Here is a 26,371-nt window from a genome sequence, read left to right on the forward strand (position 1 = left end):
CTTTACCTTAACATCATTCTTTGCTGGCGCACGCTCTGCCCGACAGGCCACGCTTTATTTGGGAAATTTCACCGTTGGCAGGTAAACTGACGGCAAATTGGATTCCGGGTTCAGGAGATATTATGACCTATCAACAGGCTGGCCGTATTGCCATCCTCAAGCGAGTGGCAGGCTGGGTGCTCTTTTTAGTGGCGCTGCTGTCGACCATTATTTCTGTATTGAGCTTTATGTTTAAGCATAGCGAAAAGCAGCCAGGCATTGATGCCGTCATGCTCGATTTCGTCCACGTCATCGTCGATATGCTGCGCTTTAACACGCCATTCCTGAATGTCTTCTGGCATAACTCGCCGGTACCGGAATTTAACGGTCAGATGAACCTGGGTTTCTGGCTGATCTACATTCTGATTTTTGTCGGGCTGGCGCTGGAGTCGTCAGGCGCGCGGATGGGACGCCAGGCGCGCCACGTCAAAGAAGGCATTGAGGATCAGATGATTCTGGAGCAGGCAAAAGGCAGCGAAGGGCGTAGCCGTCAGCAACTGGAAGAGAAGGTGCGCGTACCTCGCCACACCATCTTCCTGCAGATCTTCCCGCTCTATGTCCTGCCGGTGGTGATTGCGATAGCCGGTTATTTTGCGCTGTCGCTGCTTGGCTTTATCTGACCGCGAGCTTTGTCAGGCCGGTCTGGCCTGACTGGCGCCCAGCGCATCCTCATCCAGCAACTGGCCAATGGCGAACTGTGCATCGCCTGGCCAGTGCCCGCCAAAGACGTTAGCCCGGTTGAGCAGATAGTAGAGCTGGTAGACCGGCAGACGCTGCGAAAAACCATCCGGTAACGGCCACACCGCCTGATAACCGTCGTAAATCTGGCGAGGCAGGTCAGGGTACCAGCTCAGCATGGCTAAATCGCACTCACGGTCGCCCCAGTAGCAGGCAGGATCGAACAGCCAGGGGCCACTCTCACTGCTGGCGCAGTTAGCCGGCCAGAGATCGCCATGCAGCAGTGACGGCTGCGGATGATGTGACGCGAGCACCCGCTGCACGCAGGCAACGATCAGCTCTGTATCCCCGTACTGAATTCCCTTTTCTGCCGCCAGCTGCAGCTGCCAGCCAATGCGCTGTTCAGCAAAAAAAACCGACCAGCGTCGCAGCCAGCTATTGGGTTGGGGCGTCGTGGTGATGTTATTGTCGAAATCGAGGCCGAACTGCGTCTGCTCGCTCCACTGATGCAGATGCGCCAGTTGCTGACCCAGCTGATACGCACTCTGCTCATCAAGCGGCTGTGGCCTGATATATTCCAGCAGCAGAAAGCTCTCCTCGCGATGATGACCCACACCATAAACTTTAGGCACCCTTACCGTGCCGGTGCGCGCCAGCAAATCCAGCTGATCTGCTTCCCAGGTAAAGAGCGACAGCATATCGCGACTGTTACTTTTGACGAAAACGTCATGATCACCGTAGCGGATGTGCCAGGTGGGATGGATATCACCCCCCCCGAGGGCGTGACGTTGAGTGATTTCGGCGTTGCCTAACTGCTCGCTTAACAGACGACTAATGGCTGACCACATTGGGCTATCCTCGTTATTCGCTGCGTAAGTTCGATTGTATTGCGTAAATATTCACCAAAAACCGTGTGATTGCACCCTTTATTCTGGCGCCGGGGTGACAGGGTGATGATCGGCAGCATCGCGCAGATACTCTTCGAAGGTCGTGACGGTCACCTCGGGTTCCTGACCCAGCGCGCTTTCACCGGCCGCAGTGACCTGCTGCCGCAGCTCCTCAGCCTCCAGCGTGCTGACGATGCCATAGCTGTTCGTACCAAGTTCATGTGGATGGCCGTCGTCATCTGTCATCGTGGTCGTGAAACCTGCGGCGGTCATTGCGCTGGTCAGTTCCAGGATGTCACTTAAGCCCGACTCCTGATAGTGAAAGGTCACGATATAGCGGGTTAAGGTGTTGCTCATGAGGCACCTCCGGGGAAGGGAAACTGAACTGAGCGTAGACCATGGTGAAAAATCAGGCGAATTATGAAGGAGATGCTGCGTGTGTGACGTGATGCATAGCGTAAATTCGTGTCAGGAGCCAGCAGCATAACGTAAAAATCTTCTGCCGTTGCGTCTGGCTTTTCGTTTGGGCAGCACTATAATGCGCGACGTTAATAAGATGAGTCCCAATTAACAGGGGTTGTCAGGGTGATTCCAGGCATTTTGTGTAAGTTAATAATTTTTTACAAAACTTACCGTAAATTGCATTGAATGCCCGGCAAAACGCTTCAGACTCTCCGTTTTTTAAACAGTCGCACGGATCACATTTAATGAAAGCCTATAACAAGCTGTCTGCTGTTCTTTTGCTCTCCGCCGGAGCTTTCTGTCACCAGGCAATGGCCGATAACGCCGTATTTACGTCAATGGATGACCCTTCAACAGCTAAAAAGCCTTTTGAAGGTTCTGCTGCTGCGGGATATCTGGCGCAAACCGGTAACACCACCAGTTCATCAATGACGGCTCAGACCAATATGACCTGGTATCAGTCATCTATGGCTTACAGCTTGTGGGGTAACGCAGCCAACACCTCGTCAAACGATGAGCGCTCTTCTGAAACTTACAACATCGGGGGTCGTTCACGTTACAACCTTAACTCGTATGACTATCTGTTTGGACAGGCGAGCTGGTTAAGCGATCGTTTCAATGGTTACGATTCACGCGACGTGCTGACAGCCGGTTACGGTCGTCAGATTCTGAATGGTCCGGTGCACTCGCTGCGTGCGGAATTGGGTCCGGGTGTACGTTATGACGATTATCACGCTGGCGGTCATCAGACTAAAGCGCTGGGCTATGGCGCAGTCAGCTATCAGTGGCAGCTCACCGATACCACTAAATTTATTCAGGGCGTGTCAGTGCTGAGCAGCTTCGGAGAAGACACCACGGTGAACTCCGAAACCGGTCTGCAGGTGGCTATCAACAGCCACTTCGCGCTGAAGCTGGCTTACAACGTCAGCTGGAACAACAATCCGCCGGAATCGGCACCTGATCGTACCGATACCAAAACCTCAATCATGCTCTCTTACGCAATGTAAGTGCATTTTTGCAGCAGCATTCACAGCGGCCTGACAGCATGTCAGGCCGCTTTTTTTTGATTTCTCCAGGGCTTAGCAAAAAAGGGATGGGTTTTTCTCGCCGGGGAAAACTGCTATCATCGGCCCCGCACTGAAATCCTGGCGACATTCCGACAATGTGGGTCTGATATCACGCCAGGTCACTAATTTTACATTACGTTGCATGTAGGCTTTCGTGTGGCTTACCACTGCAAATAAGGATATGAAATGCCTGTAATTACGCTTCCTGATGGCAGCCAGCGCGTGTTTGACCGCCCTGTCAGTGTGATGGATATTGCGCTGGACATCGGTCCTGGTCTGGCGAAAGCCTGTATCGCCGGTCGTGTTAACGGTGAACTGGTTGATGCTGTTGATCCCATCACCGAAGATGCCGCCGTAGCGATCATTACCGCTAAAGATGAAGCGGGTCTGGAAATTATCCGTCACTCCTGTGCGCACCTGTTAGGGCATGCGATTAAACAGCTGTGGCCGGATACCAAAATGGCGATTGGCCCGGTCATTGATAACGGCTTCTATTATGATGTCGACATCGATCGTACCCTGACCCAGGAAGATATCGACCTGCTGGAAAAACGCATGCATCAGTTGGCTGAAACCAACTACGATGTGGTGAAGAAGAAGGTCAGCTGGCAGGAAGCTCGTGACGTCTTTGCGGCGCGCGGCGAAATTTATAAGACCACCATTCTTGATGAAAACATCAGCCATGCCGATAAGCCTGGCCTGTATCATCACGAAGAATATGTCGACATGTGCCGCGGTCCGCACGTGCCGAACATGCGGTTCTGCCATCATTTTAAACTGCAGAAGATCTCCGGTGCCTACTGGCGCGGCGACAGCAACAACAAAATGCTGCAGCGTATTTATGGCACCGCATGGGCAGATAAAAAGCAGCTGGCAGCCTATCTGCAGCGTCTGGAAGAGGCCGCGAAGCGTGACCATCGTAAGATTGGTAAGCAGCTGGATCTCTACCATATGCAGGAAGAAGCACCAGGCATGGTCTTCTGGCATAATGACGGCTGGACCATCTTCCGCGAGCTGGAAGTGTTTGTCCGCAGCAAGTTAAAAGAGTACCAGTACCAGGAAGTTAAAGGTCCATTCATGATGGATCGTGTCCTGTGGGAAAAAACCGGGCACTGGGAAAACTATAAAGAAGCCATGTTCACTACCTCATCTGAGAACCGTGAATATTGCATCAAACCGATGAACTGTCCTGGGCATGTTCAGATCTTTAATCAGGGTCTGAAATCCTACCGTGACCTGCCGCTGCGTATGGCAGAGTTCGGCAGTTGTCACCGTAATGAACCCTCAGGCGCGCTGCACGGCCTGATGCGTGTTCGTGGCTTTACCCAGGATGATGCACACGTCTTCTGTACTGAAGAGCAGGTGCGTGACGAAGTGAACAGCTGTATCCGCATGGTTTATGACATGTACAGCACCTTCGGCTTTGAAAAGATTGTGGTGAAGTTATCCACCCGTCCTGAGAAGCGCATCGGTACGGATGAGATGTGGGATCGTGCCGAGGAAGATCTGGCTGCGGCGCTGAACGAAAACAATATTGAGTTTGAGTTCCAGCCAGGCGAAGGCGCGTTCTACGGTCCTAAAATTGAGTTTACTTTGTACGATTGTCTTGATCGCGCCTGGCAGTGCGGAACAGTTCAGCTAGACTTCTCCCTGCCAAAACGCCTTGAAGCAACCTACGTGGGTGAAAACAATGATCGTCAGACGCCAGTGATGATTCACCGTGCGATTCTGGGGTCAATGGAGCGTTTCATCGGTATTCTGACCGAAGAATTCGCCGGTTTCTTCCCAACCTGGCTGGCACCGCTGCAAGTCGTGGTAATGAATATTACCGACGGACAAGCAGAATATGTTGAGTCTTTGACGCGTAAGCTGCAGAATGCTGGCATTCGTGTGAAGGCAGACTTGAGAAATGAGAAGATAGGCTTTAAAATCCGCGAGCACACATTACGTCGCGTCCCTTATATGTTGGTCTGCGGTGATAAAGAGGTGGAATCTGGCAAAGTTGCCGTTCGCACCCGCCGTGGTAAAGACCTTGGGTCGATGGATGTCGATGTGTTTGTTGAGAAGCTTCAACAAGAGATTCGCAGCCGAAATCTTCAACAATTGGAGGAATAAAGTATTAAAGGCGGAAAACGAGTACTACCGACGCGTCCGAACAAAATCAACAGTGAAATCCGCGCAACTGAAGTGCGCTTAACAGGCATGGATGGCGAGCCGATTGGCATTGTCACATTACGCGAAGCTTTGGAAAAAGCCGAGGAAGCGGGCGGCGACTTAGTCGAAATCAGCCCGAATGCCGAACCGCCGGTCTGCCGCATCATGGATTACGGCAAGTTCCTCTATGAAAAAAGCAAATCTTCTAAGGAACAGAAGAAGAAGCAAAAAGTTATTCAGGTTAAGGAAATCAAATTCCGTCCTGGAACCGATGATGGCGACTATCAGGTCAAACTACGCAACCTGATTCGCTTTCTGGAAGAAGGCGATAAAGCCAAAATCACGCTGCGTTTCCGCGGTCGTGAGATGGCGCACCAGCAGATCGGTATGGAAGTGCTTAACCGCGTCCGTAAAGACCTGTGTGAAGATCTGGATTTGGCCATTGTCGAATCCTTCCCTTCGAAGATCGAAGGCCGCCAGATGATCATGGTGCTCGCTCCTAAGAAGAAACAGTAGGCTTTCAAGTAACACTAACCGCGCAGCGTTCGCGCTGTGCGGTTAACTGTTCGCCTGTCTGGGTCATGTTATTAACAATGCGAAGTGGATATTTTTAAAATGCCAAAGATTAAAACTGTACGTGGCGCGGCCAAGCGCTTCCGGAAGACCGCTTCTGGCGGCTTCAAGCGTAAACACGCAAACCTGCGTCATATTCTGACTAAAAAATCTACTAAGCGTAAACGCCACCTGCGTCCGAAAGGCATGGTGTCAAAAGGCGATCTGGGTCTGGTTATTGCCTGCCTGCCGTACGCATAAGTAAATTTTTTTCATTAATTCAGAATATTAAACAGGAGAGCTAAATGGCTCGTGTAAAACGTGGTGTAGTTGCTCGCGCACGTCACAAAAAAATCTTAAAACAAGCTAAAGGCTATTACGGTGCACGTTCACGTGTTTACCGCGTTGCCTTCCAGGCTGTTATCAAAGCTGGTCAGTATGCTTACCGTGACCGTCGTCAACGTAAGCGTCAGTTCCGTCAGCTGTGGATCGCGCGTATCAACGCAGCGGCACGTCAGAACGGCATGTCTTACAGCCGTTTCATCAATGGTCTGAAAAAAGCAGCCATTGAGATTGACCGTAAGATCCTGGCCGACATCGCGGTATTCGATAAAGTGGCATTCTCTGCACTGGTCGAAAAAGCGAAATCAGCCCTGGCGTAAGTCAGATGGAAAAGGGAGCTTGCTCCCTTTTTTATTGCCTGTAACTTACGCAAAAGATTGACATTTTCGGCGCTGAGCATTTCAATAGACCCCCTGTATCGCATGACAAGGTAACCGCAAGCATGAACGCTGCTATTTTCCGTTTCTTTTTTTACTTTAGCGCCTGACATCCAGGGGCTTTTGCGCATAAGAAAAGAAACGAAAAATCGCGCTAAAAGCCTCCCTCGTGGAGGCTTTTTTGTTTCTGGCGCTAGCATATTGGACCGGCAGGTCCCAACGAGAACTGACCAGCCTGACTGGAAAAAGAGGAAACTATGTCCCAACTCGCAGAACTGGTGGCCAGCGCCACGGCGGCCATCGACGGGGCGACGGATATCGCCGCCCTTGACGCGGTGCGCGTCGAATACCTGGGTAAGAAAGGACATCTGACACTGCAGATGACTACGTTACGCGAGCTGCCAGCCGAAGAGCGCCCGGCAGCGGGTGCGGTAATCAATGAAGCGAAGCAGCAGGTCACCGAACGCCTGAATGCGCGCAAAGATGCCCTCGAAGCTGCGGTGCTGAATGCCCGTCTGGCTGAAGAGACCATTGATGTCTCCCTGCCAGGTCGTCGCATTGAGAATGGCGGCCTGCATCCGGTGACCCGCACCATGGATCGCATTGAGACCTTCTTTGGTGAGTTAGGCTTTGGCGTCGTAACCGGGCCAGAAATTGAAGATGATTACCATAACTTCGATGCGCTGAATATTCCTGCCCATCACCCGGCCCGTGCCGATCACGACACTTTCTGGTTCGACGCCACGCGCCTGCTGCGTACCCAGACGTCCGGCGTGCAGATCCGTACTATGAAGGCTCAGCAGCCGCCGATTCGCATTATTGCGCCGGGCCGCGTTTACCGTAACGATTACGATCAGACCCATACCCCGATGTTCCATCAGATGGAAGGGCTGATTGTGGATAAAAACATCAGCTTTACCAACCTGAAAGGGACACTGCACGATTTCCTGAACAACTTCTTCGAAGAAGATCTGCAGATTCGTTTCCGTCCCTCCTATTTCCCGTTTACTGAGCCATCAGCAGAAGTAGACGTCATGGGTAAAAACGGCAAGTGGCTGGAAGTGCTGGGTTGCGGCATGGTTCACCCTAACGTGCTGCGCAATGTCGGCATCGATCCGGAAGTCTACTCCGGTTTCGCCTTTGGTATGGGCATGGAGCGTCTGACCATGTTGCGCTACGGCGTGACCGATCTGCGTGCCTTCTTTGAAAATGATTTACGTTTCCTCAAACAATTTAAGTAAGGGCAGGATATCCAATGAAATTCAGTGAACTCTGGTTACGCGAATGGGTAAATCCAGCCCTGGACAGCGCTGCGCTGTCTGAACAAATCACTATGGCCGGTCTGGAAGTCGACGGCGTTGATCCGGTTGCCGGTGCCTTCCACGGCGTCGTGGTCGGGGAAGTGGTGGAGTGCGGCCAGCACCCGAATGCAGACAAGCTGCGTGTGACCAAAATCAATGTGGGCGGCGATCGCCTGCTGGATATCGTTTGTGGCGCGCCGAACTGCCGTCAGGGACTGAAAGTCGCCGTCGCCACCGTAGGCGCCGTGCTGCCAGGTGATTTCAAAATCAAAGCGGCCAAACTGCGTGGCGAGCCGTCTGAAGGCATGCTCTGCTCTTTCTCCGAGCTGGGAATTTCCGACGACCACAACGGCATCATCGAACTGCCAGCCGATGCGCCGATTGGCACCGACATCCGCGCCTACCTGCAGCTTGATGACAACACCATTGAAATCAGCGTCACGCCTAACCGCGCTGACTGTCTGGGTCTGATCGGTATCGCCCGTGATGTCGCCGTCCTCAACGGTTTGCCACTGAACGTGCCGGAGATGCAGCCGGTCGCTGCGACGCTGAACGACACTTTCCCGATTCAGGTTGATGCGACAGAAGCCTGTCCACGCTATCTGGGCCGTGTAGTAAAAGGCATAAACGTTAAGGCGCCAACGCCATTGTGGATGAAAGAGAAGCTGCGTCGTTGTGGTATTCGTTCTATCGATCCGGTGGTGGATATCACTAACTACGTTCTGCTGGAGCTGGGTCAGCCGATGCACGCCTTCGATCTCGACCGCATCGACGGCGGTATCGTGGTGCGTATGGCGAAAGAGGGCGAAAAGCTGACGCTGCTGGATGGCACTGAAGCCAGCCTGCAGAGTGATACCTTAGTGATCGCCGATCATCAGAAAGCGCTGGCGATGGCTGGTATCTTTGGTGGCGAACATTCGGGCGTGAACGGCGAAACGCAGAACATCCTGTTCGAGTGTGCTTACTTTGAACCGCTCTCTATTACCGGCCGCGCCCGTCGTCATGGTCTGCATACCGACGCGTCACATCGCTACGAGCGTGGTGTTGATCCGGCGCTGCAACATATCGCGCTGGAGCGTGCTACCCAGCTGCTGCTGTCAATCTGCGGCGGTGAAGCGGGCCCGATCATCGATCAGACTCATCGGTCCGCCCTGCCTGTACCAGCGACGATTACGCTGCGTCGTGAAAAGCTGGACCGTCTGATTGGCCACGTGATCGCGGATGAGCAGGTTACTGACATTCTGACGCGCCTCGGCTGTGAAGTGACCGTGGGAGAAGGGCAGTGGCAGGCCGTCGCCCCGAGCTGGCGCTTCGATATGGCGATTGAAGAAGATCTGGTTGAAGAAGTGGCCCGTATTTACGGCTACAACAACATTCCGGACGTGCCGGTACAGGCGGGTCTGGTGATGACTCAGCATCGCGAAGCGAATCTGTCGCTGAAGCGCGCGAAAAATCTGCTGGTGGATAAGGGCTATCAGGAAGCGATTACCTATAGTTTCGTCGATCCGAAAATTCAGCAGCTGCTGCACCCGGGTGAAGAGGCGCTGTTGCTGCCGAGCCCCATCTCCAGCGATATGTCGACCATGCGTCTCTCACTCTGGACCGGCCTGCTCAGCGCGGTAGTCTACAACCAGAACCGTCAGCAGAGCCGCGTGCGCCTGTTTGAGAGCGGCTTACGCTTTGTGCCGGATACCCAGGCAGATTTAGGCATCCGTCAGGATCTTATGCTGGCTGGCGTCATCAGCGGTAACCGCGTTGAAGAGCACTGGGATCTGGCGCGCCAGACAGTTGACTTCTATGATTTGAAAGGCGATTTAGAATCGCTGCTCGATTTAACCGGCAAACTGGATGACATCAGCTTCCGTGCTGAAGCGAATCCGGCGTTGCATCCAGGACAGAGCGCGGCGATTTATTTGCATGATGAACATATCGGATTTATTGGTGTGGTTCATCCTGAGCTGGAACGTAAGCTTGATCTCAATGGCCGCACCTTAGTCTTTGAACTGCTTTGGAATAAGGTCGCAGACCGCGTCCTGCCTGACGCGCGCGAGATTTCTCGCTTCCCGGCGAACCGTCGTGATATTGCCGTTGTGGTGGCTGAAAACGTCCCTGCAGCAGATATCATCGCGGAGTGTAAGAAAGTTGGCGTAAATCAGGTAGTTGGCGTAAACTTGTTTGACGTGTACCGCGGTAAGGGCGTTTCTGAGGGCTACAAGAGCCTCGCAATCAGCCTGATTTTGCAGGATACCAGCCGGACACTCGAAGAAGAGGAGATTGCCGCGACCGTTGGCAAATGCGTTGCGGCATTAAAAGAGCGATTCCAGGCAACCTTGAGGGATTGAACCTATGGCGCTTACAAAAGCTGAGATGTCAGAGTACCTGTTTGAGAAACTCGGGCTGAGCAAACGCGATGCCAAAGAGTTAGTAGAGCTGTTTTTCGAAGAGGTACGTCGCGCTTTGGAGAATGGAGAACAGGTAAAACTGTCTGGGTTTGGTAATTTTGACCTGCGTGACAAAAACCAGCGTCCTGGCAGAAACCCGAAAACGGGTGAAGATATTCCGATTACTGCGCGTCGCGTAGTAACGTTCCGCCCAGGACAGAAGCTGAAAAGCCGCGTAGAGAACGCTACACCCAAAGAGACTGACTGAATTTCAGCGTTTCAAAAAGGCCGCGCAAGCGGCCTTTTTTCATGATTTCAGTAAGCAGCAATCCCGCTTCCCGCGCCCGTTAATCTTCCTGACAGCAAAATGCAAACCGCCTCATCTGCCTTTCTTTTTTCTGCAATCCCTCTACAATCAAATCTCTGTTTTCTCAGCTAATCCTGCTTATGTCTCTGCTCGACCAGCTCGCGCACCAGGCCGACCAGCGCGGCCAGAAATGGCTTATTGTGTTAGCACTTACGCTCTCTGCACTGCTCTGTCTCAGCCTGTGTGTCGGTGACAGCTGGATCGCGCCCTCAGACTGGTTCACGGAAAGCGGCAGGCTTTTTGTCTGGCAGTTGCGGCTGCCCCGCAGCCTGGCGGTGGTGCTGGTCGGGGCATCGCTGGCGGTATGCGGTGTCGTAATGCAGGCGCTGTTTACAAATCCGCTGGCGGAGCCCGGCCTGCTTGGTGTCTCGAACGGTGCCGGTATTGGCCTGGTGCTTGGCGTGCTGCTGGGCAGCGGCTCACTGTGGAGCCTTGGTCTGGCGGCGATGGCCGGTGCGCTGATTATTACGCTCATCCTGCTGCATTTTGCCCATCGTCAGCTCTCGGTCACCCGGCTGTTGCTTACCGGCGTGGCGCTGGGAATTATCTGTAGTGCCATCATGACCTGGGCGGTCTACTTCAGTACCAGCCTCGATCTGCGCCAGTTGATGTACTGGATGATGGGGGGCTTCAGCGGGATTGACTGGCGCTATGGCTGGATGATGCTGGCGCTGCTGCCGGTGATGCTGGCCCTGGGGGCGACCGGGCAGATTCTTAATCTGCTGGCGCTGGGCGAGACATCTGCCCGCCAGCTCGGACTGTCTCTCTTCTACTGGCGTAATCTGCTGGTGCTCGCCATGGGCTGGCTGGTCGGCATCAGCGTCGCGATGGCCGGTGCTATTGGTTTTGTCGGACTGGTGATCCCGCATCTGCTGCGTATGAGCGGCATCAGCGATCACCGCTATCTGCTGCCGGCATCGGCGCTGGCTGGCGCAGGTGTATTACTGGCAGCCGATATTGTGGCTCGTCTGGCGCTGACGTCGGCAGAATTACCGATAGGTGTCGTGACGGCGACACTGGGCGCGCCGCTGTTTATTATTTTACTGGTGAAATCTTCACGCTAGCTTCGGCTGGCGACTCTGCATCCACAACAGCATCCACAACAGGAAACCGCATGAACATATATCAAACTGAACTGGTTACGCTCGATGGGGAAAAAACCACGCTGTCACAATGGCAGGGCAAGGTACTGCTGGTGGTCAATGTTGCCTCGAAATGTGGTCTGACGCCGCAATATGAAGAGCTGGAGAACCTGCAGAAAGCCTGGCAGGATCAGGGCTTCAGCGTACTCGGTTTTCCCTGCAACCAGTTTCTGGAGCAGGAGCCGGGCAGCAGTGAGGAGATTAAAACCTTCTGCAGCACCACTTATGGCGTCACGTTTCCGATGTTTGCCAAAACCGACGTGAATGGCGCAGGCCGCCATCCGCTCTATGCCCAGCTGATTGCGGCCCGACCTGACGCGGTGCGCCCGGAAGGCAGCGGCTTTTACGAGCGCATGGAGAGCAAAGGACGCGCGCCGAAAGAGCAGGGCGACATCCTGTGGAACTTCGAAAAATTCCTTATTGGCCGTGACGGCAGCGTGATCCAGCGTTTTGCACCTGACATGACGCCGGAAGATCCGATCATTCTGGAAACCATCAAGCAGGCGCTGGCAAAATAGATGCTGTTGCGCCTGCAACAGGCCGCCGTCCCCGGACAGCTGCTGCCACTGACCGGTGAGCTTGCCGCCGGTCAGCTGCTGCATGTGGCAGGCCCGAACGGTGCAGGCAAAAGCACCTTACTCAGTGTGATTGCGGGACTGCAACCCGCCTCCGGCACTGTGCTGCTGGACGGACAGCCGCTGAGTGACTGGAACGGCGCGGCGATGGCCCGGGTTCGCGGCTGGCTGCCTCAGCAGCAGGCACCGCTGAGCCAGATGCCGGTCTGGCACTATTTGCGTCTGCATCTGAAACAGGCGGGGGGGCAGGCAGACAATCGCCTCAGCACGCTGCTGAAACGGCTTCAGCTGCAGGATAAATTATCGCGTTCACTGACCCGGCTCTCCGGTGGTGAATGGCAGCGTGTCAGGCTGGCGGCGGTCTGCGTGCAGATTGATCCCCACATCAATCCACACGGGCGGCTGCTGATCCTTGATGAGCCCATGACCGCGCTGGATATCGCCCAGCAAAAAGCGGTGGACGATCTGATTGCCGAACTGTGCGCGGCGGGCATCAGCGTTATCGCCAGCAGTCACGACCTCAACCACAGCCTGCAACAGGCGGATCGGGTCTGGCTGATGGATCAGGGAGAGTTGATTGCCCAGGGTGAACCAGCAGAGGTTCTGACGCCGCAGCGCCTGACACCGCTCTATCAGATTGCTTTCCGGCAGCTTGAACTCGAAGGACGCACGCTGCTGACCGTATTGCCCTGACACTTGCTACCCGGCGGGCTTTACCGCTACATTAAGCCGGTTGCAACTTCTGATAAGGACATTTGGCGATGCGCCTGGGTTTGCTGATTTTAGTTCTGCTGCTGACGGGATGCAGTCATCACGCTCCGCCGATTAATGGCCGTCTTTCCGATTCGATCACCGTGATTGCGGAACTGAACGATCAGCTCGGTAACTGGCGTGGTACGCCTTATCGCTATGGCGGCATGAGCCGTAACGGGGTTGACTGCTCCGGCTTTGTCTATCTGACTTTCCGGGATAAATTTGCGCTGCAACTGCCACGCACCACCTCAGCACAAAGCGATATTGGCACCCGAATCAGCAAAGACGAGCTGCTGCCAGGCGATCTGGTCTTCTTCAAAACCGGTCGCGGGGAGAATGGCCTGCATGTGGGCATTTATGACACCGATAACGCCTTTATTCATGCCTCAACCAGCCAGGGTGTCATCCGCTCTTCGCTCGACAATGTCTACTGGCGAAAAGTGTTCTGGCAGGCGCGTCGTATTTAAACGCAGGTCCGGGGAATCAGACTTAAGTCCAATTTTAAATAGAGTTAAAACAGAGAGTAAAAGGTTTATTTTAAATGACAGTTATTGAGCGTGGGTTTTAATAAACATAATAAACGCTTATTTAATTCCACTAATAACCGCTGTTTTATCGCCACTATTTGGCTTAAGGGTGATCGCCTGCTGCCAAACGGCAATGGAAGAGTAAAGAAGTTCGTCTCTTCAATGATTTGGCACTATTGCCTGCGCCGGACCATTACTATACGATATCCCCATCGCCGCATATTCTGGCATTAAAATGAAAATTCATCTTTCGGCCGACTATCAGTCGGAAATCTGGTTTTATCCTGTCTGTGATGTTAATGGGCGACTCACCGCTGTCGAGCTGGTCACGCAGTTTGTGCATGAAAGTGCCCCCATCACCCTGCCACAGGATCTGTTGCTGCCGCAGCTTGATGAGTCGCAGCAGCTGCGCCTGCTGCAAAGTCAGATTGGATTGCTGGAGCAGCATCGCGGCTTTTTTGAAGCGCATACTGTGTCAGCATTTATACGTATTGATGAAGGCATGGCCCGGACGCTGCTGGCCAGCGAATTAGTGATGCGCAAAATAAAGCAGTTGCCATTCATTCTGCTGAATATTACTGAAACGTTTCCGCAACTAAAACTGGGGAAAAATAATCCCCTGCTGGCAAGCCTGCATGCTGAGTTTAATTTAGCGATTTCTCATTTTGGCGCGGGTAAGACCCCCTCTAATGCAGTCTACGATAATTTATTCAGCTGCATCTGCCTGGACAAAGAGTTTATTCATTCGCTGGCAAAGCGCGCTTCATTCGTGCCGTTTATTCAGAGCATTATCGATAATTTCCGCGCCCATTGTGACCGGCTCATTATTTGTGGCATTGATGACGACGTGCTGCTGGATAAAGTCAGCCAGCTGAGCGGTGCCGAGTTTCAGGGTGCGCTCTTCCCGGTGGTAAAATCTGACGCGCTACATTCGCTGATCTGCGCCGACGATCGTGTGCCATCCGCGCAGCATCCCGGCTGATACTTCCTGTTAATCCCCGCTATCAGCGTTACACTAGAGGACTAACCTTAAGTAACGCTGAGCATCGCACGGGAGAAACAATGTCCTCAGGCAAGGCCTCTTTTGACAACACCTGGTTTCGTGAACTTACCGGATGTTACACCGCGCTGAACCCCACGCCACTGGCAGGCGGACACCTGCTATATCATAACGCACCGCTTGCAGCCTCAATGGGGCTGGATAACGCGCTCTTTGCCGATAAGGGTCATGCCGTCTGGCACGGTGCAGCACTGCTGCCCGGCATGCAGCCGCTGGCGCAGGTCTACAGCGGCCATCAGTTTGGCGTCTGGGCGGGCCAGCTGGGCGACGGACGCGGCATTCTGCTGGGTGAGCAGCGTCTGGAGGATGGCAGCAAGCTGGACTGGCATCTCAAGGGCGCAGGCCTGACGCCTTATTCCCGCATGGGCGATGGCCGTGCCGTGATCCGTTCCAGCGTGCGTGAGTTTCTCGCCTCGGAAGCGCTGCATCATCTGGGCATTCCCACCACGCGTGCGCTGACCCTGTCGATAGGTGATGAGCCGGTCTACCGCGAAACAACAGAGCGTGGCGCGATGCTGATGCGCATTTCACCGAGTCATCTGCGTTTCGGTCATTTCGAGCATTTCTTTTACAGCCAGCAGCAGGAGAAAGTGCAGCAACTGGCCGACTACGCCATTCGCCATCACTGGCCGCATCTGGACGCTGAAGCAGATCGCTATCAACAGTGGTTTACCGACATTGTGTTACGCACTGCGCGTCTGATTGCGCTGTGGCAGAGCGTGGGCTTTGCTCATGGAGTGATGAACACTGATAACATGTCGATTCTGGGTCTGACCATCGACTATGGCCCCTTTGGTTTTCTGGATGATTATCAGCCCGACTTCATCTGTAATCACAGCGACTATCAGGGGCGCTACAGCTTTGAAAATCAGCCAATGATTGGCATGTGGAATCTTAACCGGCTGGCACATGCGCTGTCGGGTCTGCTGACCACCGAGCAGTTGCGGACGGCACTGAGCGCCTACGAACCTGAACTGATGCGGGTCTGGGGCGAACGGATGCGGGCGAAACTCGGTCTGCTGACGCAGCAGAGCAGCGATAATGAGATTCTGACCGATCTGCTGGCACTGATGACGCAGGAGCATAGCGATTACACCCTGACGTTCCGCCTGCTCAGTGAGACGCAGCAGGCTGAAAGCCGTTCACCGCTGCGGGATGAGTTTATCGATCGTGAGGCGTTTGATAGCTGGTATCAGCGCTATCGCAGCCGTCTGATGGATGAGCAGGTCAGTGATGAAGAACGCCAGGCCGTGATGAAGGCATCCAATCCGGCGGTGATTCTGCGCAACTATCTGGCTCAGCAGGCGATTGAAGAGGCGGAGCGGGGAGAGCAGGGGGCGCTGGCACGTCTGCATCAGGCGTTACAGCAACCCTTTAGCGATCAGACAGCCGCTGAATATCGTCAGCGGCCGCCAGACTGGGGCAAAACCCTTGAAGTGAGCTGCTCCAGCTGATGCAGACTCAGAGGCGGTGAGAAACCGCCTCGGCCAGCAGGGCGAGCACCTTTTCGCTCTCCTGCCAGCCGAGGCAGGGATCGGTAATCGACTTGCCGTAGACCAGCGGTTCGCCGCTGACGACTTTCTGATTGCCCTCTTCCAGGAAGCTTTCAATCATCACACCGGCAACGGCCTGCGATCCCGCTTTAATCTGTTCTGCCACCTCTGCCGCGACATCCATCTGACGACGATGCTGCTTCAGGCAGTTACCGTGACTGAAGTCGATCACCAGCTGCTGTGGCAGATTAAACGCCGACAGACTTTCGGCCGCGGCGGCAACATCACTGGCATGATAGTTAGGCTGTTTGCCGCCACGCAGGATCACATGACCATGCGGATTACCGCTGGTCTGATAGATGGTCATCTGGCCCAGCTTATCGGGCGAAAGGAACATGTGGCTGGCGCGCGCGGCGCGAATCGCATCCACGGCAATCTGTACGTTACCATCGGTGCCATTTTTAAAGCCTACCGGGCAGGAGAGGGCCGATGCCATTTCGCGGTGGATCTGGCTTTCGGTGGTACGTGCGCCAATCGCGCCCCAGCTAATCAGATCGGCAATAAACTGGCCGATCACCATATCCAGGAATTCCGTGGCGGTAGGCAGGCCCAGCGCGTTGATATCAATCAGCAGCTGGCGGGCGATGCCTATGCCGCGGTTCACATCGTAGCTCCCATCCAGATCGGGATCGGAGATTAAGCCTTTCCAGCCCACTACGGTGCGCGGCTTTTCAAAGTAGGCGCGCATCACAATCTCCAGCCGATCTTCATAGCGGCGGCGTAACGTGTTCAGACGCTCAGCATATTCCAGTGCCGCTTTCGGGTCGTGCAGCGAGCAGGGGCCAATCACCACCAGCAGGCGGGGATCTTCGCCAGTCAGAATACGGGCAATACGTTTACGGGCAGCGGTGACATTGTCGGCAATTGCCGGAGAGACAGGATGCTCAGCCGCCAGGCTGGCGGGGGTAATCAGACTACCAATGCGTGCGGTACGCAGTTCGTCGGTTTTGTTCATGGGATTCTCGAAAACGGTTCTTCGCAGCGGTGAAATACCGGGAAGTGATGGTGGTCACAATAAACCATTAGTCTGCGAATTCAACCCGGAATTTAATAATGAAATCAAAAGCGACGGCAGCGTCGCTTTACAGTTCAGCGCCGGTTACCCATCAGTACATGCGGCGAGTCAGGCCCATAATGTCGAGAATTTTGGTCGCAATCTCCTCCACCGAGTAGTTGGTGCTGTTGAGATAGCGGATTTGATGGGTACGAAACAGCGCTTCCACTTCGCCCACCTCCAGCCGGCACTGACGCATCGAGGCGTAACGGGTATTTTCCGCCCGCTCCTGACGTATCGCAGCCAGCCGTTCCGGGTCGATGGTCAGCCCGAACAGTTTATTCTGATGCGCGCGCAGCGCGGGCGGGAGTTTAAGGTTATCCATATCGTCGGCAATGAATGGATAGTTGGCGGCGCGAATACCAAACTGCATCGCCAGATAGAGGCTGGTGGGTGTTTTGCCACAGCGCGAGACGCCTAACAGAATCACCTGCGCATCTTCCAGCCCGCGCAGCGAGATGCCGTCATCATGCGCCAGGGTGTAATCAATGGCCGCGATACGTGCGTCATATTTGCCCAGGTTACTGGCATCCAGCCCATGGGTACGGTGTGCCACCGGCGCGGGCGATAGCCCCAGCTCCTGCTGAAGCGGGGCGACCAGCGCCTGGACGATATCCTGACAAAAGCCGTCACTCTGTACGATGATGTCGCGCACTTCCGGCGTCACGATGGAGAAAAAGACCAGCGGCCGGACGCCGCTCTGCTGATAGAGCGCGTTAATCTGGGCTTTAACCGCCAGCGCCCGCTGAACATTTTCCACAAACGGCAGTGTCAGGCTGGTGATATTGACCGGAAACTGCGACAGCACCGCATGACCCAGCACCTCAGCCGTAATGGCCGTACCATCGGAGATATAAAAAACGCTTCTGTCAGTTGTCATAACGAAATCAGCCTCAGACAAGAGTGAGCGTTCAGCATGGGCCATGCGATTAAATAAATCATCTCTGATTTTAATTTCTGGAATGTCTGTCCGGATTATTTGTCTGCCGTTTCATCACGATACCAAAAATGAAAAGGGGGTTCGTTGAGCCAGAATTCTTTTTTAATCCGTCGTTAAGCCGCAAATAGCCACGCAGTTGTTGCGCAACAAAACAGAATGCTTAAGTGGCTGAAAATCTGCCATTTCCTGTCGCATCAATCATTTAGAGAAAAAAGGCGACTTTGCGCAACAGCAAAATAATGCGCTCACAATTCCGAAACTGTGGCTGAAATTCTGCTTTAACGATTCAACAGATCGTTATCGGGGGGGTGATATGCCAGGCTGAAGACAGATTACTCCCTGTGTCCATTCATTGATAATTGATAAAGGATAAGCTCAATGTCCAGTAAAGGCGAACAGCCACTCGTGCTCTGGTATAACCAGCTTGGCATGCATGATGTTGACCGGGTGGGAGGCAAAAATGCCTCTCTGGGTGAAATGATTACTAATCTGTCGTCGCTGGGCGTTTCCGTGCCCAATGGTTTCGCGACCACATCGTACGCTTTTAACCTGTTCCTCGATCAAAGCGGGCTGAATCAGCGTATTTACGCGCTGCTGGATGAGACCGACATTGATGACGTTGATGCGCTGGCAAAAGCGGGTAAGCAGATTCGTCAGTGGGTCGTGGAGACACCGTTCCTGCCCGAGCTGGAGTCCGCCATTCTGGACGCCTATAAGCAACTTTCTGCGGATGATGATGCCGCGTCGTTTGCCGTGCGCTCCTCTGCAACCGCAGAAGATATGCCTGACGCCTCTTTTGCCGGCCAGCAGGAAACCTTCCTGAATGTACAGGGCATCGACGCCGTCATGGTGGCGGTAAAACATGTTTTCGCCTCGCTGTTTAATGACCGCGCTATCTCCTACCGCGTGCATCAGGGCTATGACCATCGTGGCGTTGCGCTCTCTGCGGGAATACAGCGCATGGTGCGTTCAGACCTGGCCGCCTCGGGTGTGATGTTCACTATTGATACCGAGTCAGGTTTTGATCAGGTGGTCTTTATCACCGCCGCACTGGGGCTGGGGGAAATGGTGGTGCAGGGTGCCGTTAACCCGGATGAGTTCTATGTCCACAAGCCAACCCTGGCAGCCGATCGTCCGTCGATTGTGCGCCGCAATATGGGCTCGAAAAAGGTTCGCATGGTCTACGCCGATTCCCAGGCGCATGGCGAGCAGGTGCGGATCGAAGATGTGCCTGAGGCCGAACGTGACCGTTTCTGCCTGAGCGATGAGGAAGTGCAGGCGCTGGCGAAGCAGGCGGTGCTGATTGAACAGCACTATCAGCGCCCGATGGATATTGAGTGGGCCAAAGATGGGCACACCGGCAAACTGTTTATCGTTCAGGCGCGCCCTGAAACCGTACGCTCAAATGGTCAGGTCATGGAGCGTTATACGCTGCAGGGGCAGGGCAGCGTTGTCGTGGAAGGTCGTGCTATCGGTCATCGTATTGGCGCAGGCGTGGTGAAGGTCATCCACGATATCAGCGAAATGAACCGCATTGAAAAAGGCGATGTGCTGGTGACCGACATGACCGACCCGGACTGGGAACCGATCATGAAAAAGGCGTCAGCGATTGTAACTAACCGCGGCGGACGGACCTGTCATGCAGCGATCATCGCGCGTGAGTTGGGCATTCCGGCAGTGGTGGGCTGTGGTGACGCCACCGACCGGCTGAAAGAGGGGCATAACGTCACTGTCTCATGTGCCGAAGGTGATACCGGCTACGTCTACGATCAACTGCTCGACTTCGACGTCACCAGTTCGCAGGTCGATTCACTGCCTGAACTGCCGCTGAAGATCATGATGAACGTGGGCAACCCCGATCGCGCCTTTGATTTCGCCTGTCTGCCTAACGAAGGCGTGGGGCTGGCGCGGCTGGAATTTATCATTAACCGCATGATCGGCGTCCACCCTAAAGCGCTACTGGAGTTTGACCAACAGACGCCGGAGCTGCAGCAGCAGATCCGTAAAATGATGAAAGGATTTGATGATCCGGTGGAGTTTTATATCGCTCGCCTGACTGAAGGAATTGCTACGCTTGGTGCGGCTTTTGCGCCGAAACGCGTAATTGTCCGACTTTCTGACTTTAAAACCAATGAATATGCCAACCTGGTGGGTGGTGAACGCTACGAGCCAGAAGAGGAAAACCCGATGCTGGGATTCCGGGGTGCGGGTCGCTATGTCGCTGACAGCTTCCGGGACTGCTTTGCGCTGGAGTGCGAAGCGGTGAAACGTGTTCGCAACGAGATGGGCCTGACAAACGTCGAGATTATGGTTCCGTTTGTGCGCACCGTTGAGCAGGCGAAGGCCGTGGTGGAAGAGCTGGGGCGTCAGGGACTGAAGCGCGGCGAGAACGGGCTGAAGATCATTATGATGTGCGAGATCCCATCCAATGCCCTGCTGGCGGATCAGTTCCTGGAGCACTTCGATGGCTTCTCTATTGGCTCAAACGACATGACTCAGCTGACGCTGGGGCTGGACCGCGACTCTGGCGTCGTCTCCGCGCTGTTTGACGAGCGTAACGAGGCCGTGAAGATGCTGCTTTCAATGGCGATAAGGGCGGCGAAGCAGAAGGGGAAATATGTCGGAATCTGTGGGCAGGGGCCGTCAGACCATCAGGATTTTGCCGCATGGCTGATGGAAGAGGGCATCGACAGTCTGTCACTGAACCCGGACACGGTGGTGGAGACCTGGGTGAGTCTGGCGCAGTTAAATAAAACAGCCTGATACGGGTTGTTAGCACTCTTCAGGGCCCGCTATGCGGGCCTTTTCTGTTTATATAGGGTCGGATTCAGGCAAAAAAAAAGCCCATCACAGGGGATGGGCAAAGACTACACACAGCAATTCTTTACTCTACTCAGGGGAATGAGATTGTCTGGAAATCATCAGGTTGATTTCGAACATAGGAAACATGTTATTCATACGCCTGGCTGGCGTCTTTAAGAATCCTCTTATTAGTTTAAAGCCAATAATCTTTTGTGACTTTTACTTCGCCATTTGGCTTAAGAAACAGTGCAGAAAGTAATCTTTTTTGGCCCGAAAAGGTCACTTTCAGGCCAAAGGTGGCTTTTTTCTTAAAAAGCGCTAATGAAAAATGGAATTTATCTGATCTGAGAGAAGGGGTGCGGTTAATCATCATTAACCGCACTAATCAATGCTTATGGGTGGTTGCGGCGCAACGGGTTATTGCACCCCATCATGCAGCAGGCGGGATATCATCGTGATCGGCCAGGGCATCAGCCACGGCCAGTTGGTCACTATCGGGGGCAGGCGCTTCGTGAACCCAGACGGAAACAAGACGGTAGGAGACCGCCAGAACCACCGGCCCGATAAACAGACCAATCATCCCGAACGCAAACAGTCCACCAATAACACCAGAAAGAATCAGGATCATCGGCAGATCGGCACCCATACGGATCAGCATCGGTCGCAGCACGTTATCCATTGTGCCGACCACACAGCTCCAGACCAGCAGCACCGTTCCCCATGTCGTATCTCCGCTCCAGTAGAGGTAGATAATGGCGGGAACCAGTACCAGCAGCGGGCCGAGCTGTACCAGACAGCAGAGGATCATCAGTACCGTCAACAGCGTAGCGTAAGGAATGCCGGAGATCGCCAGACCGATACCGCCCAGCACGCCCTGCACCAGCGCCGTCACCACTACGCCAAGCGCCACGGCACGAATGGACTGCGCCGCCAGCAGTACGGCGGCATCACCGCGGCGTCCCGCCATGCGGAAAGCAAAGTGACGAATGCCCTGGGCAGCCTGTTCGCCACGCCAGTAAAGCAGCACGCTGAACAGTAACATCACGCCCAGATGGATCATAAAGCGTCCGAAATGACCGGCCTGCGCGACAAAAAAGCCGGTGGTACGGCCGATATAGGGCTGTATTTTGGCCATGACGCCGGCACCGCCGCTCGCCACCAGCGTGTCATAACTGACATAAAGCTTCTTGCCGACCATCGGTACATCGTTGAGCCATAACAGTCGCGGCATCATATGCCCCTGAGTAACCCAGGCAATCACCGGCGCGCTGTTATCAATCAGGCTGCTGACCAGCAGGGCGATAGGGATAATAAACAGCAGCAGCAGCAGCAGTGTCATCACGATCACTGCCAGGGAACGGCGTCCCCATAACAGTCGCTGGAATTTCAGCATCAATGGCCAGGTGGCAATCACCACCATGCTGGCCCAGGCAAAGCCCAGAATAAACGGCTGCACGACCCATAAACAGGCGACAATAAGCAGCAGAATGAACATCAGGGTGAAGAGTATTTGCGGTAAATCCATATCCCGGTACTGGCTTTTCATCATTGACTCATAACCTCGTCTTAATCCTTCATTTTCAGGCATTCGGATGCCCGTTTTTATCATGATCTATTTGCTGAGGATTAAACAGAGTCGCGGAGAAAGGTTTTTGCCTTTTCTGAAAAAAGGGCAGGCGCAGGAAAAATATGATAAAACGAGAAATCGCTAATCTATAAACGCAAACGTTTACAACACCTTCGGTCAGACAATAATGATCCCACAGATTTCGCAGGCACCGGGCCTCGTTCAACTGGTGCTGACGTTCCTTGAGTCGTTGAAAGAGCAGGGTTTTACCGGTGACATGGCAACCAGCTATGCCGATCGTCTTTCACTCTCCACCGATAACAGTATCTATCAATTGCTGCCCGACGCGGCGCTCTTTCCGCGCTCGACTGCGGATGTTGCGTTGCTCGCCCGTGTGGCCGGAGAAGCGCGCTTTGCCAGTCTGGTATTTACCCCGCGCGGCGGCGGTACCGGCACCAACGGTCAGTCGCTGAATCAGGGGATTGTGGTGGATATGTCGCGCTACATGAACCGCATCCTCGAGATCAATACGGATGAGGGGTGGGTGCGGGTTGAAGCGGGGGTGATCAAAGATCAGCTTAATGCCTGGCTGAAGCCATTCGGCTTTTTCTTCTCGCCGGAGTTATCCACCAGTAACCGTGCCACGCTGGGCGGCATGATTAATACCGATGCGTCCGGCCAGGGCTCGCTGGTCTATGGCAAAACCTCGGACCATGTACTGGGCCTGCGCGCCGTGCTGCTGGGCGGCGATATCCTTGATACGCGGCCAATGGCCACCGCGCTGGCTGAAACCCTGGCGCAGACGGCAACTCCCGAAGGCCGGCTCTATCAGCAGGTGCTGACGCGCTGCCGCGAGCATCGTGCGCTGATTCTGGAAAAGTTTCCAAAGCTGAATCGGTTCCTGACCGGATATGACCTGCGCCATGTCTTCAGCGACGATATGCAGACCTTTGACCTGACGCGCCTGCTGTGCGGTGCAGAGGGAACGCTGGCCTTCGTCACGGAAGCGCGGCTTGATATCACGCCGCTGCCTAAAGTGCGGCGACTGGTGAATATCAAATATGACTCCTTTGACTCAGCCCTGCGCAATGCGCCGTTTATGGTGGAAGCGCAGGCGCTCTCGGTAGAGACCGTTGACTCAAAGGTGCTGAACCTGGCACGCGAAGACATTGTCTGGCACTCAGTGCGCGAATTGATCGCCGATGTACCCGACAAAGAGATGCTGGGTCTGAATATTGTTGAGTTTGCGGGTGACAACGCCGCGCTGATCGATCAGCAGATTGAACAGCTTTGTGGCCGCCTTGACGCACTGATGGCACAGCAGCAGGGCGGCGTGATTGGCTATCAGTTCTGTAACGACCTGGATGGCATTGAACGCATCTATAACATGCGTAAAAAAGCGGTGGGTCTGTTGGGAAATGCCAAAGGCCGGGCTAAACCGATTCCCTTTGTGGAAGATACCGCGGTCCCGCCGGAAAAACTGGCGGACTACATCGTCGAGTTTCGCGCGCTGCTCGACAGCCACGGGCTGAGCTACGGCATGTTTGGTCACGTCGATGCAGGCGTCCTGCATGTGCGTCCGGCGCTGGATATGTGCGATCCGCAGCAGGAGATGATGATGAAACAGATCTCCGACGAAGTCGTAGCGCTGACAGCGCGCTATGGTGGCCTGCTGTGGGGTGAACATGGCAAAGGGTTCCGTGCCCAGTACAGTCCGGCATTCTTCGGTGAGACGCTGTTTAACGAATTGCGCCGCATCAAAGCGGCCTTTGATCCGCTCAATCGCCTGAATCCGGGCAAGATCTGTACGCCATTCAACAGTAATGATGAAATGATGCAGGTCGATGCGGTGAAGCGCGGAACCTATGATCGTCAGATTCCGTTAACGGTCCGGGATGAATGGCGTGGCGCGATGGAGTGTAACGGCAACGGGTTATGTTTTAACTTTGATGCCCGCAGCCCGATGTGTCCCTCCATTAAAATCACCCGCAACCGCATTCACTCGCCCAAAGGACGGGCAACGCTGACGCGGGAGTGGCTGCGGCTGCTGGCCGGGCAGGGCGTCGATCCGCTAACCCTGGAAAAGCAGCTGCCTGAAAATCGCCTGTCGCTTCGCGCCCTGATTGCCCGCACCCGCAATAGCTGGCACGCCAGCAAAGGGGAGTATGACTTCTCGCACGAGGTGAAAGAGGCGATGTCGGGCTGTCTGGCCTGTAAAGCCTGCTCTACCCAGTGTCCGATTAAAATTGACGTGCCCGCTTTCCGCTCGCGCTTCTTACAGCTCTACCATACCCGTTATCTGCGTCCGGTCAGCGATCACCTGGTGGCAGCAGTAGAGGGCTATGCGCCGCTGATGGCGAAAGCACCGAAAGTATTTAACTTCTTCCTGCGCCAGCCCTGGCTGAAAGAGATAAGTAAAACCCATATTGGTATGGTCGATCTGCCGCTGCTTTCGGCCCCTAATCTGAAACAGCAACTCAGTGGTCATCCCGCCATGAACATGACGCTGGAGCAGCTGGAAGGGGTGTCAGCCGCTGAACGCGCAAACTGTGTGCTGGTGGTGCAGGATCCCTTTACCAGCTTCTATGAGGCGCAGCTGGTTAACGATTTTGTCAGGCTGATTGAGAAACTGGGCTACCGGCCCGTGCTCCTGCCATTCTCACCAAATGGCAAAGCGCAACATGTGAAAGGCTTCCTGCAACGTTTCGCCCGCACGGCGTCCCGCACCGCCGATTTCCTGAATCGGGTGGCAAAACTGGGGTTGCCCATGGTCGGTGTCGATCCGGCTACGGTGCTCTGCTATCGCGATGAGTATCGTCAGACGCTGGGCGAATCACGCGGCGACTTTAACGTCCTGCTGGTGCATGAGTGGTTAGAGCGTGCTCTGGCCGGGCGTGACGTGCAGGTCGCGGGCGGAGAATCCTGGTATCTGTTTGCACACTGCACAGAGGTGACCGCGCTGCCCTCCACGCCGAATCAGTGGCAGGCGATCTTCTCCCGTTTTGGCGCGAAGCTGGAAAACATCAATGTTGGCTGCTGCGGTATGGCAGGCACCTACGGTCACGAAAGTAAGAACCTTGAAAACTCGCTGGGGATCTACGCGCTCTCCTGGCATCCCCAGCTTCAGCGACTGCCACGCCAGCGCTGCCTGGCCACCGGCTATTCGTGCCGCAGTCAGGTCAAGCGTGTAGAGGGCAACGGAATGCGTCATCCGCTTCAGGCATTGTTAGAGCTAATGTAAAAAAATTGTGCGCGACGTCACGGCCTGGCTGGATTAGAATATCCAGCCTGCGTGACGCATAAAGTCACTTTGCAACGCAGTGGCCTGGTTCCACTCCCCAACCATTGCCAGTTGATGGCAGAGGCGGGTCAGGGACAATCGCGCCAGTTGATAAGCCTGAAGGCGAAACAGGCGATCGCGATCGCTGTTTCCCATCTCCTGCACCAGTCGGTGATGCAGTTTACCCATGGCATGCAGGTAACTCTGGTCGTCACCGTTCAACTGGCAGATTTCTGCCATATCCTGACAGGCATCGTTAAACTGACGTAGCTGATGAATCGAGCAGTCGGCCCGGTCGAGCTTTGCCTGCGCCATATAAAAGTCGACGGTGATATCACGCACCGCAAACTGATATTCGTCGATTTTGTGCTGCAGCCAGGCTGAGACAGAAAGCGTCATAACGCCACCCTGAATGTGAATGATAATAATTATCATATTCAATTGGGCTGTGATTGGAATTGGCGGGCAGAAAAATTTATCGATTTATCCTGCCTGTCGGTATAATCGGAAA

25 protein-coding genes, 1 other RNA gene and 1 other annotated feature are annotated in these 26,371 nt (G+C 54.4%); of the genes, 18 read left to right on the forward strand and 8 right to left on the reverse strand.

Going from position 1 to position 26,371, the window contains the following annotated elements:
* Positions 1-122: 122 nt before the first annotated feature.
* Positions 123-659, forward strand: coding sequence for a YniB family protein (locus tag FOV68_RS00435; protein WP_010245694.1), 537 nt, complete (start codon positions 123-125; stop codon positions 657-659).
* Between the two features lie 12 nt (positions 660-671).
* On the opposite strand, the gene FOV68_RS00440 is transcribed toward FOV68_RS00435, so the two are convergent.
* The gene (locus tag FOV68_RS00440; protein ID WP_143990154.1) at positions 672-1,565 is read right to left on the reverse strand and encodes a fructosamine kinase family protein; all 894 of its coding nucleotides are present in this window, start codon (positions 1,563-1,565) and stop codon (positions 672-674) included.
* A gap of 78 nt (positions 1,566-1,643) precedes the next feature.
* Positions 1,644-1,961: a type V toxin-antitoxin system endoribonuclease antitoxin GhoS gene (gene ghoS, locus FOV68_RS00445; RefSeq protein WP_031590485.1), complete on the reverse strand. Its 318-nt coding sequence runs from the start codon at positions 1,959-1,961 to the stop codon at positions 1,644-1,646.
* Between the two features lie 350 nt (positions 1,962-2,311).
* Between ghoS and FOV68_RS00450 the strand changes: the two genes are divergently transcribed.
* From FOV68_RS00450 to FOV68_RS00520, 15 genes are all read left to right on the forward strand, one after another.
* Complete coding sequence (locus FOV68_RS00450; protein WP_031590484.1) at positions 2,312-3,073, forward strand: YdiY family protein; 762 nt, start codon at positions 2,312-2,314, stop codon at positions 3,071-3,073.
* 246 nt (positions 3,074-3,319) lie between these two features.
* Positions 3,320-5,248 (forward strand): threonine--tRNA ligase, encoded by a 1,929-nt coding sequence (gene thrS / locus FOV68_RS00455; RefSeq protein ID WP_143990155.1) that lies wholly within the window; start codon positions 3,320-3,322, stop codon positions 5,246-5,248.
* A gap of 3 nt (positions 5,249-5,251) precedes the next feature.
* Positions 5,252-5,803 carry a translation initiation factor IF-3 gene (infC, locus tag FOV68_RS00460; protein WP_029519030.1) on the forward strand — a complete coding sequence of 184 codons (552 nt, stop codon included), beginning with the start codon at positions 5,252-5,254 and terminating at the stop codon, positions 5,801-5,803.
* A 99-nt stretch (positions 5,804-5,902) separates the two neighbouring features.
* The gene (rpmI, locus tag FOV68_RS00465) at positions 5,903-6,100 is read left to right on the forward strand and encodes a 50S ribosomal protein L35 (RefSeq protein ID WP_010245683.1); all 198 of its coding nucleotides are present in this window, start codon (positions 5,903-5,905) and stop codon (positions 6,098-6,100) included.
* A 44-nt stretch (positions 6,101-6,144) separates the two neighbouring features.
* Entirely contained in the window at positions 6,145-6,501 is a 357-nt protein-coding gene (gene rplT, locus FOV68_RS00470) for a 50S ribosomal protein L20 (protein WP_003853267.1), read from the forward strand.
* 117 nt (positions 6,502-6,618) lie between these two features.
* Positions 6,619-6,744, forward strand: a sequence feature (Phe leader region).
* Positions 6,624-6,668 carry a pheST operon leader peptide PheM gene (gene pheM / locus FOV68_RS00475; RefSeq protein WP_106120997.1) on the forward strand — a complete coding sequence of 15 codons (45 nt, stop codon included), beginning with the start codon at positions 6,624-6,626 and terminating at the stop codon, positions 6,666-6,668. It overlaps the preceding feature by 45 nt.
* A gap of 71 nt (positions 6,745-6,815) precedes the next feature.
* Complete coding sequence (gene pheS, locus FOV68_RS00480) at positions 6,816-7,799, forward strand: phenylalanine--tRNA ligase subunit alpha (protein WP_010245680.1); 984 nt, start codon at positions 6,816-6,818, stop codon at positions 7,797-7,799.
* 14 nt (positions 7,800-7,813) lie between these two features.
* Entirely contained in the window at positions 7,814-10,201 is a 2,388-nt protein-coding gene (gene pheT / locus FOV68_RS00485; protein ID WP_143990156.1) for a phenylalanine--tRNA ligase subunit beta, read from the forward strand.
* 4 nt (positions 10,202-10,205) lie between these two features.
* Entirely contained in the window at positions 10,206-10,508 is a 303-nt protein-coding gene (gene ihfA / locus FOV68_RS00490; RefSeq protein WP_003853259.1) for an integration host factor subunit alpha, read from the forward strand.
* A gap of 179 nt (positions 10,509-10,687) precedes the next feature.
* Positions 10,688-11,671 carry a vitamin B12 ABC transporter permease BtuC gene (gene btuC / locus FOV68_RS00495; RefSeq protein WP_143990157.1) on the forward strand — a complete coding sequence of 328 codons (984 nt, stop codon included), beginning with the start codon at positions 10,688-10,690 and terminating at the stop codon, positions 11,669-11,671.
* Positions 11,672-11,721: 50 nt separating this feature from the next.
* The gene (locus FOV68_RS00500; protein ID WP_031590481.1) at positions 11,722-12,267 is read left to right on the forward strand and encodes a glutathione peroxidase; all 546 of its coding nucleotides are present in this window, start codon (positions 11,722-11,724) and stop codon (positions 12,265-12,267) included.
* Positions 12,268-13,017: a vitamin B12 ABC transporter ATP-binding protein BtuD gene (gene btuD, locus FOV68_RS00505; RefSeq protein WP_143990158.1), complete on the forward strand. Its 750-nt coding sequence runs from the start codon at positions 12,268-12,270 to the stop codon at positions 13,015-13,017. It begins immediately after the preceding gene.
* Between the two features lie 68 nt (positions 13,018-13,085).
* A complete protein-coding gene (locus FOV68_RS00510; RefSeq protein WP_010245666.1) occupies positions 13,086-13,544 on the forward strand; it encodes a C40 family peptidase in 459 nt (152 codons plus the stop codon).
* Positions 13,545-13,839: 295 nt separating this feature from the next.
* Positions 13,840-14,586 carry an EAL domain-containing protein gene (locus FOV68_RS00515; protein ID WP_134160046.1) on the forward strand — a complete coding sequence of 249 codons (747 nt, stop codon included), beginning with the start codon at positions 13,840-13,842 and terminating at the stop codon, positions 14,584-14,586.
* Between the two features lie 80 nt (positions 14,587-14,666).
* Entirely contained in the window at positions 14,667-16,118 is a 1,452-nt protein-coding gene (locus FOV68_RS00520) for a YdiU family protein (RefSeq protein ID WP_064704419.1), read from the forward strand.
* 7 nt (positions 16,119-16,125) lie between these two features.
* Here FOV68_RS00520 and FOV68_RS00525 read toward each other — a convergent pair whose 3' ends face one another.
* Complete coding sequence (locus FOV68_RS00525) at positions 16,126-17,172, reverse strand: 3-deoxy-7-phosphoheptulonate synthase (protein WP_031590476.1); 1,047 nt, start codon at positions 17,170-17,172, stop codon at positions 16,126-16,128.
* 151 nt (positions 17,173-17,323) lie between these two features.
* Positions 17,324-18,151: a pyruvate, water dikinase regulatory protein gene (locus tag FOV68_RS00530; RefSeq protein WP_010245652.1), complete on the reverse strand. Its 828-nt coding sequence runs from the start codon at positions 18,149-18,151 to the stop codon at positions 17,324-17,326.
* A 438-nt stretch (positions 18,152-18,589) separates the two neighbouring features.
* Here FOV68_RS00530 and ppsA point away from each other — a divergent pair, with 438 nt between their 5' ends.
* A complete protein-coding gene (gene ppsA / locus FOV68_RS00535) occupies positions 18,590-20,974 on the forward strand; it encodes a phosphoenolpyruvate synthase (RefSeq protein ID WP_010245649.1) in 2,385 nt (794 codons plus the stop codon).
* A 69-nt stretch (positions 20,975-21,043) separates the two neighbouring features.
* On the opposite strand, the gene rprA is transcribed toward ppsA, so the two are convergent.
* The 3 genes from rprA to ydiK all read right to left on the reverse strand — a co-directional run bounded on the left by rprA (position 21,044) and on the right by ydiK (position 22,562).
* An RNA gene (rprA, locus tag FOV68_RS00540) (antisense sRNA RprA) lies at positions 21,044-21,151 on the reverse strand.
* A 55-nt stretch (positions 21,152-21,206) separates the two neighbouring features.
* Complete coding sequence (locus tag FOV68_RS00545; protein WP_143990159.1) at positions 21,207-21,386, reverse strand: hypothetical protein; 180 nt, start codon at positions 21,384-21,386, stop codon at positions 21,207-21,209.
* 57 nt (positions 21,387-21,443) lie between these two features.
* Positions 21,444-22,562: an AI-2E family transporter YdiK gene (gene ydiK / locus FOV68_RS00550; RefSeq protein ID WP_033767089.1), complete on the reverse strand. Its 1,119-nt coding sequence runs from the start codon at positions 22,560-22,562 to the stop codon at positions 21,444-21,446.
* A 205-nt stretch (positions 22,563-22,767) separates the two neighbouring features.
* On the opposite strand from ydiK, the gene FOV68_RS00555 reads away from it, so the two are divergent.
* A complete protein-coding gene (locus FOV68_RS00555; RefSeq protein ID WP_143990160.1) occupies positions 22,768-25,821 on the forward strand; it encodes an FAD-binding and (Fe-S)-binding domain-containing protein in 3,054 nt (1,017 codons plus the stop codon).
* A 33-nt stretch (positions 25,822-25,854) separates the two neighbouring features.
* On the opposite strand, the gene FOV68_RS00560 is transcribed toward FOV68_RS00555, so the two are convergent.
* Positions 25,855-26,259, reverse strand: coding sequence for a hypothetical protein (locus FOV68_RS00560; protein ID WP_031590472.1), 405 nt, complete (start codon positions 26,257-26,259; stop codon positions 25,855-25,857).
* Positions 26,260-26,371: the final 112 nt, after the last annotated feature.

It is taken from the genome of Pantoea sp. paga (genome assembly GCF_007558755.1).
Classification (GTDB): domain Bacteria; phylum Pseudomonadota; class Gammaproteobacteria; order Enterobacterales; family Enterobacteriaceae; genus Pantoea; species Pantoea agglomerans.